General features: G+C 68.4%; 12 protein-coding genes. All 12 read left to right on the plus strand.

The window, feature by feature from the left end:
* The 12 genes from C7H84_RS03165 (at nt 1) to C7H84_RS03220 (ending at nt 12,909) form a co-directional block, all read left to right on the plus strand.
* Nucleotides 1–1,254, plus strand: coding sequence for an acyl-CoA dehydrogenase family protein (locus tag C7H84_RS03165; RefSeq protein ID WP_121857371.1), 1,254 nt, complete (start codon nt 1–3; stop codon nt 1,252–1,254).
* Entirely contained in the window at nt 1,251–2,453 is a 1,203-nt protein-coding gene (locus tag C7H84_RS03170; protein ID WP_121857372.1) for an acyl-CoA dehydrogenase family protein, read from the plus strand. The genes C7H84_RS03165 and C7H84_RS03170 overlap by 4 nt, the downstream gene beginning before the upstream one ends.
* Nucleotides 2,450–3,250: an SDR family oxidoreductase gene (locus C7H84_RS03175; RefSeq protein WP_121857373.1), complete on the plus strand. Its 801-nt coding sequence runs from the start codon at nt 2,450–2,452 to the stop codon at nt 3,248–3,250. The genes C7H84_RS03170 and C7H84_RS03175 overlap by 4 nt, the downstream gene beginning before the upstream one ends.
* Nucleotides 3,250–3,735 carry a MaoC family dehydratase gene (locus tag C7H84_RS03180; RefSeq protein ID WP_121857374.1) on the plus strand — a complete coding sequence of 162 codons (486 nt, stop codon included), beginning with the start codon at nt 3,250–3,252 and terminating at the stop codon, nt 3,733–3,735. The genes C7H84_RS03175 and C7H84_RS03180 overlap by 1 nt, the downstream gene beginning before the upstream one ends.
* A gap of 17 nt (nt 3,736–3,752) precedes the next feature.
* Nucleotides 3,753–4,958, plus strand: coding sequence for an acetyl-CoA C-acyltransferase (locus tag C7H84_RS03185; protein ID WP_121857375.1), 1,206 nt, complete (start codon nt 3,753–3,755; stop codon nt 4,956–4,958).
* Between the two features lie 157 nt (nt 4,959–5,115).
* On the plus strand, nt 5,116–6,075 hold the full coding sequence (locus C7H84_RS03190) for a sialidase (RefSeq protein WP_121857376.1): 960 nt from the start codon (nt 5,116–5,118) through the stop codon (nt 6,073–6,075).
* A gap of 72 nt (nt 6,076–6,147) precedes the next feature.
* A complete protein-coding gene (locus tag C7H84_RS03195; RefSeq protein ID WP_121857377.1) occupies nt 6,148–8,628 on the plus strand; it encodes an MMPL family transporter in 2,481 nt (826 codons plus the stop codon).
* Nucleotides 8,629–8,706: 78 nt separating this feature from the next.
* Nucleotides 8,707–9,786 carry a Rieske 2Fe-2S domain-containing protein gene (locus C7H84_RS03200; protein ID WP_121857378.1) on the plus strand — a complete coding sequence of 360 codons (1,080 nt, stop codon included), beginning with the start codon at nt 8,707–8,709 and terminating at the stop codon, nt 9,784–9,786.
* A 280-nt stretch (nt 9,787–10,066) separates the two neighbouring features.
* Nucleotides 10,067–10,270: a cold-shock protein gene (locus C7H84_RS03205; protein WP_006751843.1), complete on the plus strand. Its 204-nt coding sequence runs from the start codon at nt 10,067–10,069 to the stop codon at nt 10,268–10,270.
* A gap of 474 nt (nt 10,271–10,744) precedes the next feature.
* Nucleotides 10,745–11,008: a translation initiation factor IF-1 gene (gene infA, locus C7H84_RS03210; protein ID WP_121857379.1), complete on the plus strand. Its 264-nt coding sequence runs from the start codon at nt 10,745–10,747 to the stop codon at nt 11,006–11,008.
* Nucleotides 11,009–11,398: 390 nt separating this feature from the next.
* Nucleotides 11,399–12,664, plus strand: coding sequence for an alkaline phosphatase family protein (locus C7H84_RS03215; protein ID WP_121857380.1), 1,266 nt, complete (start codon nt 11,399–11,401; stop codon nt 12,662–12,664).
* Nucleotides 12,661–12,909 carry a hypothetical protein gene (locus C7H84_RS03220; RefSeq protein ID WP_121857381.1) on the plus strand — a complete coding sequence of 83 codons (249 nt, stop codon included), beginning with the start codon at nt 12,661–12,663 and terminating at the stop codon, nt 12,907–12,909. The genes C7H84_RS03215 and C7H84_RS03220 overlap by 4 nt, the downstream gene beginning before the upstream one ends.
* The last annotated feature ends 31 nt before the right edge of the window (nt 12,910–12,940 follow it).

Raw genomic sequence — 12,940 nt, forward strand, 5'->3', positions numbered from 1 at the left:
ATGGATCTGGCGCTCACCGACGAACAGTCGATGATCCGCGACGCGGCAGCCGACGTGCTCGCCGAACGCAGCGCATCGGCCGACGTGCGCCGCGCGATCGAGCAATCGGCCGGGCGCGACGACACGCTGTGGGCCGCGCTGGCCGGCGAGCTCGGCTGGAACGCGCTGTCGCTGCCGGAGGCGGCGGGCGGCATGGGGCTCGGCGCGCTCGAGCAGACGCTGCTGATGGAGCAGCTCGGCCGGCGCGTCGCGTGCGTGCCGTATTTTTCGACCGCGTGCCTGGCCGCGACTGCGCTGGCAGGCTGCTCCGATGCGGCCGCGGCTACTGGCTGGCTCGCAAAGATTGCCGAAGGCGCGTGCAGCGCGACGCTGGCGGTGCCGTTTGAATTGCCCGCCGGGTCACGGCAGTTGCCGGTCGTCGCGGAGGAAGCGGCAGGCGGCTACGCACTCTCCGGCACGATCGAACAGGTGATCGACGGCGCACGCGCCGACCTGCTGCTGATCCCGGCGCGGATCGCGAATGAAGGGCAGGCGATCGGGCTGTTCGCGATCGACGTCGCGACTACGGCCGGCGTGAGTATCACGCCGCTCGACACGCTTGACGCGACGCGGCCGATCGCACGGGTCACGTTCGACGAAACCCGCGTGGGCCGCGAAGCGTTGTTCGCCAGCGGCGCCATTGCCGCGCAGGTGCTCGATCGCACCGCATGGTTCGCAGCGCTCGCGCTGGCCGCCGAACAACTCGGCGGCGCACAGCAATCCCTCGACCTGACGCTCGACTACACCAGCCAGCGCGTGCAGTTCGGCCGCGCGATCGCATCGTTCCAGGCGGTCAAGCACCGCTGCGCGCAGATGATGGTGTTGATCGAATCCGCGCGCTCGGCCGTGCTCGGCGCCGCGAACGCGTGGGACGCGGAAGCCGGCAGCGGTGCGCCCGGCGCGGCGCTGTGCGCCGATGTCGCGGCTGCGAAGGCCGCTGCAAACGACGCGTATGCGTTCTGCGCACAGGAGGCGATCCAGCTGCACGGCGGCGTCGGCTTCACGTGGGAATACGACCCGCATCTCTATTTCAAGCGCGCGCAGGCGTCGGGCGCGCAGTTCGGCAGCACGCCGCAACTGCTCGAATGGATCGCCCGCCATGCGATCGACGGCGGCGCGTCACAGCGCGACGCGGTGCGCTCACCGCCGTCGTCGCTGCGGTCCGCGCCGATGGCAACGCGTCCGTCCGCCGCGCGCACTGGAGCACTCCAATGAACAGCGAAACGCGCGAACAGCAATTGCGGCACGAAGTGGCCGACTGGGTGCAATCGCACCTGACCGGCGAATTCGCGTGCCTGAAATATCGTGGCGGCCCCGGCGACGAGGAAGCCTTCCCCGAGCTGCGCAAGGCGTGGGAACGGGAACTGGCGCAGGGCGGCTGGACCGGCCTCGGCTGGCCGACCGACGCGGGCGGCCGCGGCTTTACGGTCGCCGAGCAGGTGATCTTCCACGAGGAATACGCACGCGCCGGCGGCCCCGGCCGGATGGGCCATATCGGCGAAGGGCTACTTGGGCCGACGCTCGTCGCGTGCGGCACCGACGACCAGCGCGCGCGCTTCCTGCCGGGGATTCTCGGCGGCACGCAGTTCTGGTGCCAGGGCTACTCGGAGCCGGGCGCCGGTTCCGATCTCGCGAACGTGCGCACGCGCGCCGAGCAGGACGCCGACGGCACGTGGCGCGTGTATGGCCAGAAAGTATGGACGTCGCTTGCGCACGATTCCGACTGGATCTTCGTGCTGGCGCGTACCGATCCGGCGTCGAAGGGCAACAAGGGACTCTCGTTCCTGCTGATGCCGCTCGACCAGCCGGGCATCGAGATTCGCCCGATCAAGCAGCTCAACGGCGGCGCCGAATTCAACGAAGTGTTCTTCGACGGCGCGCGCGCGGCAGCACGCGACCTCGTCGGCGCGCCGGGCGACGGCTGGGGGATCGCGATGACGCTGCTCGGCTTCGAGCGCGGGATGTCGACGCTCGGCCAGCAAATGCAGTTCGTCCGCGAACTCGAATGGGTGATCGACGCCGCGCGCGAATCGGGCGCCGATCGCGACCCGGTGCTGCGCCAGCGGATCGGCCGCGCATGGGCCGGACTGCGCGTGATGCGCTACAACGCGCTGCGGATGCTGTCGGGCGCGGACGACGCGAATGGCGGCGCCACCGCGCCGCTGCGCCGCGAGGCGCTGATCTACAAGTATTTCTGGTCGAACTGGCACCGCGACCTCGGCCAGCTCGCGATGGATGCGCTCGGGCCACGCGTGAACGTGATCGATCCGGCCGACGAGAAGCTCACCCATCTGCAGCGCGTATTCCTGTTCTCCCGTGCGGACACGATCTACGCCGGTACCAACGAAATCCAGCTGAACATCATGGCCGAGCGCGGGCTCGGCATGCCCAGAGAACCGCGAGGAAACGCATGACCCAACCTCAGATCCAGAAAGCACCGGCATACGTACCGGGCCATCAGCTGCTCGCCGGTAAATCGGTGCTGATCACGGCCGCCGCCGGCGCCGGCATCGGCTTCGCGGCCGCGCGCCGTTGCGCGGAGGAAGGCTGCCGCGCGCTGTTCATCTCCGACATTCACGAGAAGCGCCTCGAACAGGCCGTGGACACCCTGCGCGCCGAAACGGGGCTGCAGCGGATCTACGGGCGGTTGTGCAACGTCGCGGTCGAGGACGACGTGCAGGCGCTCGTTGCCGACGCGCAAGACAAGCTCGACGGCGTCGACGTACTGATCAACAACGCCGGGCTCGGCGGTGCGAAACGCATCGTCGAAATGGACGATGCCGAATGGTCGCGGGTGATCGACATTAGCCTTACCGGGACGTTCCGGATGACGCGCGCGATGCTGCCGCACATGCAGGCCCGCGGCCGCGGCGCGATCGTCAACAACGCATCGGTGCTCGGCTGGCGTGCGCAGGCGGAACAGGCGCACTACGCGGCGGCGAAGGCGGGCGTGATGGCGCTCACGCGCTGCGCGGCGCTCGAGGCGTCGCCATACGGCGTGCGCATCAACGCGGTCGCGCCGAGCATCGCGATGCACGATTTTCTGAAGAAGTCGGCTCCGGCCGACTTGCTGAATCAACTGGCGTCGCGCGAAGCCTTCGGGCGCGCCGCCGAAGTCTGGGAGGTCGCGAACGTGATGGTGTTCCTTGCAAGCGATTACGCGTCGTACATGACGGGCGAAGTGCTGTCGGTCAGCAGCCAGCACGCATGATGGCGACGACCCTCGATCCCGTGCAGGCGACGCCGCGCGTGTTCGCGCATCCCGGCGAGCTCGCGGCGGCCGTCGGCGACACGCTCGGCGCGAGCGCGTGGCTCGCGATCGACCAGCTCCGCATCGACGGCTTCGCCGACGCGACGGGCGACCATCAATGGGTGCACGTCGACCCGGTGCGCGCGAAGGACGGCCCGTTCGGCGTGTGCATCGCGCACGGCTACCTGACGCTGTCGCTCGTCAACCATTTCCTGCCGCAGATCGTGCGCATCGACGGCGCGCGGCTCGGCGTCAACTACGGCTGCGACAAGATCCGCTTCCCGGCGCCGGTGAAGGTCGGCGCGCGCGTGCGCGGCGTCGGCGAACTGCTGCGCGTCGAGCCGCTCGACGGCGGTGTGCAGGCGTGGATCCGCGTCACCGTCGAGATCGAAGGCGAGGCCAAGCCCGGCTGCGTGGCCGACACGATCAGTCGTTACTACTTCTAGATTCAGAGAGCCAGTTCATGGAAGACGCAGTCATCGTTTCCGTCGCACGCACGCCAATCGGCAAGGCGTTTCGCGGCATGTTCAACGACACCGAGGCGCCCGCGCTGGGCGGCCACGTCGTGCGCACCGCGCTCGAACGCGCGGGCGTCGCGCCGGCCGACGTCGACGACGTGCTGATCGGCTGCGCCGCGCAGCAGGGCACGCAGGGCTACAACATCGGCCGCCTGTCGGCCGCGGCGGCCGGGCTGCCGGCGTCGGTGCCCGGCATGGCGATCGACCGGATGTGCTCGTCGGGCCTGATGTCGATCGCGAGCGCCGCGCGCAGCATCGGCGCGGGCGACGCGCGGATCGTCGTCGCGGGCGGCGTCGAATCGATCTCGCTCACGCAGAACAAGCACAAGAACGGCTACCGCGCGCGTTCGCAGGCCGTGCTCGACCGTCAGCCGGCCGCGTACATGGCGATGATGGAAACGGCCGAGATCGTGTCGCGCCGCTACGGCATCTCGCGCGCCGCACAGGACGAATTCGCGTTGCAGAGCCACCAGCGCACGGCCGACGCGCAGGCGGCCGGCCGCTTCGACGCGGAAATCGCGCCGCTCGACGTGCGGCGCGCGCTGTTCGACAAGGAAGGCAACCCGACCGGTCACGAAGATGTGCACGCGGCACGCGACGAAGGCGTGCGCGCCGACACGACGGCCGAACGGCTCGCGGGGCTCAAGCCGTCGTGGAGCGGCGGCAAGGTCGTCGAGCAGGGCGAGTTCGTGACGGCCGGCAATGCGTCGCAGCTGTCGGACGGCGCGGCGGCCGTGGTCGTGATGTCGCGTGCCGAGGCCACGCGCCGGGGGCTCGCCCCGCTCGGCACATTCCGCGGCCTGGCAGTGGCCGGCTGCGAGCCGGACGAAATGGGCATCGGCCCGGTGTTCGCGATTCCTAAGCTGCTGGAGCGCTTCGGAATGACCGTGCGCGACGTCGGGCTGTGGGAGCTGAACGAGGCGTTCGCGTGCCAGGCGCTGTATTGCCGCGACACGCTCGGCATTCCCGACGAGCGGCTGAACGTCGACGGCGGCGCGATCGCGCTCGGCCATCCGTTCGGGATGTCGGGCACGCGGATGACGATGCACGCGCTGCTCGAAGGCGCGCGCCGCGGCGTGCGGCACGCGGTCGTGACGATGTGCATCGGCGGCGGGATGGGCGCCGCCGCGCTGTTCGAAGTCGGCGCCTGACGACAGGCGCCAAGGCGGCGGGACCGGGTACCCGGATCGGCTGCCCCCGATTCGGGACCATTCGAGGCCGCGGCAACGACCGCCGGCCCGGAGACTTGCAGCGGCAGGGCGAGCGCGTCGGCGCGAGCCCCGCCGCCGCAAAGACAGGAGACAACCGATGAAACGTACTTTGCCAGGACTCGCGATGTCGGCACTCGTGCTCGGCACCGCGCTGTTCGCGTTCTCGCCGCGTCCGCTGCCGGCGTTCCCGGTCACCGCGATCCATGCGGACCGCCTGCAGATCAACGGGCTCGCCCGCGCCGGCACGCGCATCGTCGCGGTCGGCGAGCGCGGCGTGATCCTGTTGAGCGACGATGCGGGCGGCCGGTGGCGGCCGGCGTCGGTCACGCCCGACCAGGGTTCGACGCTCACGCAGGTGAGTTTCGTCACGCCGACGCTCGGCATCGCGGTCGGCCACGACGGCCGGATCCTGCGCAGCGACGACGCGGGCGCGCACTGGCGCGAGGTGCACATCGATCACGCGCATTCCGATCCGCTGTTGTCCGTATGGGGGACCGCGAACGGCCCGCTGTTCGCGGCCGGCAGTTTCGGCCAGCTGTTGCGCTCGGACGATGCGGGGCTCACGTGGCAGCCGCTGAAGACGCCGGCGGGCGATCGCCACATGAACGCGATCGTCGGCGACGGCCGCGGCAGCCTGCTGATCGCGGGCGAGAGCGGCACGCTGCTGCGCTCGACCGACAACGGCGCGACCTGGGACAAGCTGCCGTCGCCGTACCAAGGCTCGCTGTTCGGCGCGCTGATGCTCGCGAACGGCGACTGGATCGCTTACGGGATGCGCGGCAACGTGCTGCGCAGCACCGATCGCGGTGCGACCTGGACGCACGTCGACAGCCACGTGCCGGTGTCGTACTTCGGCGCGACCCAGCTCGCCGACGGCGAGCTCGTGCTGGTCGGACAGGGCGGCGCGATCGTCGCGTCGCGCGACGGCGGCCTGACCTTCGGCGTGCGCAAGCTCGGCGGCGTGCAGAGCCTCGCGGCCGTGCTCGACATGGGCAGCGGCGGGTTGCTGCTCGGCGGCGAGGCTGGTGTCGCGCCGCTTGCCGTGTCGCCGTCGTGATGCATGGCGGCGCTCTGCCGCCGCCAGCATCGTCCGCATCGCCCGTTCCGTCCGTTCCGACCCGAGAAATCCATGAACGACCTGTCACGCCCCACTGAAGCCGCTTCCGCGTCGCGCCTCGCCGCGTTCGTCGAGCGCTGCGCCGACACGATCATCCGGCAGCGCCGGCTGCTGATGCTGCTGTGCGTTGCGGTGACGCTCGCACTCGGCCTGTCCGCGACGCGCCTGAAGCTCGATCCGGGCTTCAACAAGATGATCCCGATGCAGCATCCGTACATGCAGGTGTTCGAGCGCTACGCGGGCGCGTTCCCCGGCGCGAACACGATCCTCGTCAGCCTGCGCTGGAAGGGCGACGGCGACATCTACAACCAGCGGTTCATGGACGCGCTGCGCCATGCGACCGACGACGTGTTCTTCATCCCCGGCGTGAACCGCTCGCGCGTGTTCTCGCTGTTCACGCCGAACGTCCACTACACCGAGGTGACCGAAGCCGGCTTTCGCGGCGACGTGGTCGTGCCCGGCCAGTTCTCGAGCGCGAACCCCGACGATCTCGCGAAGGTGCGCCGCAACGTCGCGCGCTCCGGGCAGATCGGCCGGCTGGTCGGCAACGATCTGAAGTCGGCGCTGATCCGCGCGGAGCTGCGCGAGACCGATCCGGCCACCGGCAAGCGGCTCGACTACAGCGCGGTCGCGCGCCAGCTCGAGGAAATCCGCGCGCGCTACGCGAAGCAGGGCATCGACGTGAACATCATCGGCTTCGCGAAGCTGGTGGGCGACGTCGAGGCGGGCATCGCCGGCGTGATGGCGTTCTTCGCGCTCGCGTTCCTCGTGACGGCAGCGCTGCTGTTCGCCTATACGCGCTCGCTGAAGACCACCGTGCTCGCGCTCGTCGTCGCGCTGCTGCCGGTCGTGTGGCTGCTCGGCGCGCTGCCGCTGCTCGGGCTCGGCATCGACCCGATGTCGATCCTCGTGCCCTTCCTGATCTTCTCGATCGGCGTGTCGCACGCGGTGCAGATGACCAATGCGTGGAAGCAGGCGCTGGTGCGCGGCGCGTCGTCGGTCGAGGCTGCGCGCGATGCGTTCCGCAAGCTGTTCGTGCCGGGCACGGTCGCGCTGCTGACCAACGCGCTCGGCTTCATGGTGATCATGCGGATCCAGATCGACATCGTGCGCGAACTCGGCATCACCGCGTGCCTCGGCGTGCTGCTGATGATCGTCACCAACAAGGTGTTCCTGCCGATCCTGCTGTCGTACACGCGCCTCGAACGCGGCACGCTCGCGCGCGCACAGCGCACCGCGGCGGCCGGCGGCAGCCCGATGTGGTCGCGCTTCGCGCTGTTCGCGCGGCCGGCACCGGCGCTCGGCGTGTTCGCGGTGGCGCTCGCGCTGCTCGCGTACGGCGTGCTCGAATCGCGCAAGCTGGAGATCGGCGACATCGGCACCGGTGCGCCGGAGTTGCGCACGAACTCGCGCTACAACCTCGACAACGCGGCGATCACGCACCAGTACAACATCGGCGTCGACGTGCTGTCGGTGATCGTCGAGACGACCGGCTTCGACGACGCGTGCCTGCATTACCCGGTAATGAGCGCGATCGAGAAGTTCGAGATGAACATGCGCGGCGTGGCCGGCGTGCAGTCGGTGACGAGCGTCGCGTCGCAGGGCAAGGTGTTCATCGCCGCGTTCAACGAAGGCAACCCGCGCTGGGCCGCGCTGCCGCGCTCCAGCGACGGGCTCACGCAGGGTTCCAACGCGTTCGACCCGGACAACGGGATGAACACCGCGAACTGCAAGGCGATCCAGGTGCTGATCTACACCAGGAACCACGAAGGCACGACCATCGCGCACATCGTCGACGAGATCAAGCGCTACGCGGCGCAGAACCCGACGCCGAATGTCGCGTTCCGGCTCGCGGGCGGCAACGTCGGCGTGATGGCGGCGACCAACGAGGCGGTCGGCGACGCGGAGATCGCGATGCTGCTGTCGATCTTCGGTGCGATCGCGCTGCTCTGCGCGGTCACGTTCAGGTCGTGGCGCGCGGTGCTGTGCATCATCGTGCCGCTCACGCTGGTGTCGATCCTGTGCAACGCGGTGATGGCGCGGCTCGGCATCGGGCTGAAGGTCGCGACGCTGCCGGTGATCACGCTCGGCGTCGGGGTCGGCGTTGACTACGGGATCTACCTGTATGAACGGCTGCAGCACGACCTCCGCCACGGCGCGACGCTGCCCGACGCGTTCGCCGACGCGATGCGCCAGCGCGGCACCGCGGCACTGTTCACGGCCGTCACGATGTTCATCGGCGTCGGCACATGGGCGTTCTCCGCGCTGAAGTTCCAGGTCGACATGGGCGTGCTGCTCGCGTTCATGTTCCTCGTGAACCTGTTCGGCGCGGTGTTCCTGCTGCCCGCGCTGGCCGCCTGGCTCGGCGTCGAGCGTGCCGAGCGTGGCGTGGCGCAGCTGCAGCCGCGGTCGCAGTCGGGACCGCAGCAGGCCGCGCCGACGTCCGCGCTCGAGCCGACGCGCGCGCTCGAATCCGGCAATCCGGTGCGCTGAGCGACGCAATCCCGAAAGCCCCAATTACCCCGGTGCGCGGCGGGCCGCCGCGCATTTCCCCAAGAGGAGTCAACCCCCATGTCCGCACGCCCCTACAAGATCGAAGCCCAGCCGCTCGCGCAGCGCTATGCACGCGGCTGGCACTGCCTCGGGCTCGCCCGCGACTACCAGGACGGCAAGCCGCACACGCTGAACATCTTCGGCCGCAAGCTCGCCGCATTCGCCGATTCGACCGGCAAGGTCAACATCGTCGACGCGTACTGCCCGCACATGGGCGCCGACCTGAGCCTCGGCACGGTCGAAGGCGACAACCTCGTGTGCCCGTTCCACGGCTGGGCGTGGAGCGGCGAAGGGCAGTGCGCGTCGATTCCGTACTGCAAGCGGATCCCGCCGAAGGCACGCATCGGCGCGTGGCCGACCTGCGAAGAGAACAACCTGCTGTTCGTGTGGAATGACCCGGAAGGCAATGCGCCGCCGCCGGAGGTCGCGATTCCGCGCCTCGACGTGTGCTTCTCCGACGAATGGTCGGACTGGGTCGTCGACAAGATGGTGATTCACGCGAACTGCCGCGAACTGGTCGACAACATCTCGGATGTCGCGCACTTCGCGACGGTCCATCACGCGCCGATCGACTATTTCGCGAACCTGTTCGAGGACCACAAGGCGACGCAGCTGATGGTCGGCCGCAGCGAGAAGCTCGGCGGCGACAGCCTGACCGCGCTGTCGACGTATTTCGGGCCGGCGGTGCACATCACGCAGATGACGGGGCAGAGCAACGGCCAGCCGATCCATTCGGTGCTGCTGAACTGCCACGTGCCGATCGACATGAACAGCTTCGAGCTGCGCTACGGCGTGATCGTGAAGAAGGTGGCCGGCCTCAGCGACGCGCAGAACCTGGAGATCGCGAACGCTTACGTGAAGGAAGCGCAGCGCGCGTTCTACGAGGATGTCGACATCTGGCACAGCAAGACGCGGATCGACAACCCGCTGCTGTGCGAAGGCGACGGCCCGCTGTACCAGATGCGCGACTGGTATTCGCAGTTCTATCTGGACGCGGCCGACGTGCGGCCGTCGAGCGTCGCGCGCAAGGCGTTCGAGATGAAGATCCGCGACGGCGCGGCGCCGCCGCCGCTGCATCACGTGTTCGAACCGCAGTAACGGCGGCGCACGGGGAGAAAAAGGGGGCGCATCGTTGCGTCCCCCGATTGCCGGGAAATCCCCGCCGGACAAGGCATTGCGCGATGCCCGGCGAATCCGTCGTCCTGAAAGGACTTGACGGATCGGCCGGCGTCGCGTAGTGTCCTAGACCGAAGTCTTCAAGAAGCTCGATTGCTCATCATTAGCCGCACGATGTGCGGCAGTCGTTGGTCTCTCCCTCTTTGATTCTTTCTGTGCCCGTCAGGGCGCATGTTCATTCATTCGTATTAAGGAAGTATTTGTGGATACCGGTACCGTCAAGTGGTTCAACGAAACCAAGGGCTTTGGTTTCATCTCCCCGGACAACGGCGGCGACGATCTGTTCGCCCATTTCTCGGAAATCCGTGGCACGGGTTTCAAGACCCTGGCTGAAGGCCAGAAGGTCAGCTACGAAGTGAAGCGTGGCCCGAAGGGCCTGCAAGCGTCGAACATCACGCCGCAGTAAGCCGTATCGGCATCGGCCGCTGAATGGCGGCCGCTGCCGGCCGGATGTCGCGCGGAGGTCGGCCCAGGCCGGCGTCCTGCGCGCTTCGACGCACACGACCGATGCATCGCGGTATTTGCGATGCATCCCACGATGCATCGGTCGTGTGCTTCCCTCATCCATCGCAGGTCCGTACGACGTGCGATTCACCGCCCTTGCGATGCGTTTGTCGTATCCCGTATCGCCAGCGGCCCATGCTGCAAGACCGTCGCCATGCCGCACGCGGCGCGGTCCCGACTTCGCGCGATGCCGATCGCATCGCCGCCACTGACCGCCCGACCGCCGCAATGCGCCGGGCTCCGATTGCAAGGCGGGCCTGTCGCCCGTCTGAACGAATTGATACCCGGCATTCCGCCGGCCGCCGTCCCGTTGCGGGACACGGCGCCGGTGAGTTCGCCGCGGCCGCGGTCATTCACCTTGTCTGGAGAAAATACTTTGGCAAAAGAAGAACTGTTGGAACTGGACGGAATCGTCGACGAAGTGCTGCCGGACAGCAAATACCGTGTCACGCTGGAAAACGGCGTCGTGGTCGGCGCGTATGCGTCGGGCCGCATGCGCAAGAACCACATCCGCATTCTCGCGGGTGACCGTGTGACGCTCGAGCTGTCGATGTACGACCTGACGAAGGGCCGCATCAACTTCCGTCACAAGGACGCGAACTCGCCGCGTCCGCAGCGCACCGGGCAACCGCGTCGCTAAGCTGTAGACGATCGGGCGCGCATCGCGGTTCCGATCGACACCGTCCCGGCCCGTCATGCGGCTGGGCACACCGGATGGACGGCGCGGTGCGCGCCGTTCGTCGGTCGCCGGCGGCTGTGCAATGCCGCGGCGGCCAGCATCATCTTCTCCGGTCGCTTTGCGCGTGAACGCTCAGGCGGCCGCGTCCCGCAGGAAACCTTCCACGATCGTCGCGACGCACACGCCGTGCGTCGCACACGGCTTTACGCACCGACCGGGGTAGCCGTACACTCGTCGGCAATTCGCGCCCCGCGCACGCGGCAGTGCTTTCCTTTCAGTCGCTTTCAGTTGCGTTTGCCGCCGCCGCGATCTTGCCAGCCGGACATTCGTCGCGCGACGCCAGGAGGCGCCATGAGTGCAGACGCAGCCCCCGCATCTTCTTCGGTTCCCGCAGCGCCGTCGGTTCAGGACCGCATCAAGCACGTGTTCGTGCTGATGCTCGAGAACCGTTCGTTCGATCATCTGTTCGCGCTGTCGGGCATCGCGAACATCACGGCAGCGTCGCCCGGCGACAGCAACGCGTACGGCGGCACCGTCTATCCGTTCGGCGGTGGCGCGCCCGACCGGATGCCGACCGATCCGTGCCACGAATTCACCGACGTGCTCGAACAGCTGTGCGGCGCCGGTGTGCCGTTCGTGAAAGGGCGGCCCTATCCGAGCGTCGACAACTCGGGATTCGTGTCGAACTACGCGACGTCGCATTGCGAAGGCACGCCGCCGCAGCCGGGTGCAGTCGGCACGATCATGCAGGGCGTCGATATCCGCACGCAGGCGCCGTCGCTGTATGCGCTCGCGAACGCGTTCGTGCTGTGCGACCGCTGGCATGCATCGATGCCGGGGCCGACCTGGCCGAACCGCTTCTTCCTGCACGGTGCGTCGTCGGCCGGGCTCGACCATTCGCCGACCAAGGAGGAAATGGCCGGATGGGATGCGTTCGATGGCTTCCGCTATCCGAACGGCTCGATCTTCGCGGCGCTCGGCGACGACAACTGGCGCATCTACCAGGACCAGTCGGGCGACCCGCTCGGGCACGTGCCGCAGGTCGCGTCGCTGAAGGGCGTGAGCTTCTTCGACGTGGACGATCTCGCGCACTTCGAAGCCGATCTGGCGGCCGGCTATACGGCGCGCTACACGTTCATCGAACCCGGTTACGGCGACATCGTGCACGGCACCTACCGGAACGGCAGCTCGCAGCATCCGATGGACGGCCTCGCCGGCGGCGACCAGCTCGTCGCACGCGTGTACGACGCGATCCGCAATTCGCCGGTGTGGGACAGCAGCCTGCTCGTGATCATCTACGACGAGCACGGCGGCTTCTACGATTCGGTCCGGCCTGGGGCGGCGCCGCCGCCGAACGATGGCGCAGCCGCGACACTGAATGCGAGCGGCTTCGGGTTCGACGTGTACGGCGTGCGCGTGCCGGCGATCGTCGTGTCGCCGTGGGTTGCCGCGGCGCACGTCGATCACACGCCGTACGATCACAGCTCGGTGGTCGCGACGCTCGGGCGGCTGTTCGGTTTCGCGCCGCTGACGGATCGCGATCGCGCGGCGCACGACCTGCTGTCGCTCGTCACCGCCACCTGCCGCACCGACTGTCCCGCGAGGATCGGATCATGACGACGCCCCCGGTTATGGACCCACGCGATGCGCTGCCCGTGCACGACGGTACGAGCCTGATCGCGTATCTGCACATTCTGAAGAAGGCGCATGCGGCGCTGGTGGGCCACGACAAGGCCCATCAGCGCTTCAGCGAGATCGTCACGCGCGGACAAGCGCGGCAGTACATCGAGGAACTGATGCCGGCGCTGCAGCAGGCACGCGACGCGCATCGGCGGCGCAGGCATGGCGGGAAGCATCGGTGAAGCGGTGCGCGGGTGATTGGTGGTGCTGATC

Source organism: Burkholderia sp. Nafp2/4-1b, assembly GCF_003635165.1.
Taxonomy (GTDB): domain Bacteria; phylum Pseudomonadota; class Gammaproteobacteria; order Burkholderiales; family Burkholderiaceae; genus Burkholderia.

Bases quoted from the DNA above. Each gene is read 5' to 3' on its own strand.
- C7H84_RS03195 (WP_121857377.1), top strand. From the start codon at position 6,148: ATGAACGACCTGTCACGCCCCACTGAAGCCGCTTCCGCGTCGCGCCTC.
- C7H84_RS03190 (WP_121857376.1), top strand. From the start codon at position 5,116: ATGAAACGTACTTTGCCAGGACTCGCGATGTCGGCACTCGTGCTCGGC.
- C7H84_RS03215 (WP_121857380.1), top strand. From the start codon at position 11,399: ATGAGTGCAGACGCAGCCCCCGCATCTTCTTCGGTTCCCGCAGCGCCG.
- C7H84_RS03175 (WP_121857373.1), top strand. From the start codon at position 2,450: ATGACCCAACCTCAGATCCAGAAAGCACCGGCATACGTACCGGGCCAT.
- C7H84_RS03185 (WP_121857375.1), top strand. From the start codon at position 3,753: ATGGAAGACGCAGTCATCGTTTCCGTCGCACGCACGCCAATCGGCAAG.
- C7H84_RS03170 (WP_121857372.1), top strand. From the start codon at position 1,251: ATGAACAGCGAAACGCGCGAACAGCAATTGCGGCACGAAGTGGCCGAC.
- C7H84_RS03220 (WP_121857381.1), top strand. From the start codon at position 12,661: ATGACGACGCCCCCGGTTATGGACCCACGCGATGCGCTGCCCGTGCAC.
- C7H84_RS03165 (WP_121857371.1), top strand. From the start codon at position 1: ATGGATCTGGCGCTCACCGACGAACAGTCGATGATCCGCGACGCGGCA.
- C7H84_RS03180 (WP_121857374.1), top strand. From the start codon at position 3,250: ATGGCGACGACCCTCGATCCCGTGCAGGCGACGCCGCGCGTGTTCGCG.
- C7H84_RS03200 (WP_121857378.1), top strand. From the start codon at position 8,707: ATGTCCGCACGCCCCTACAAGATCGAAGCCCAGCCGCTCGCGCAGCGC.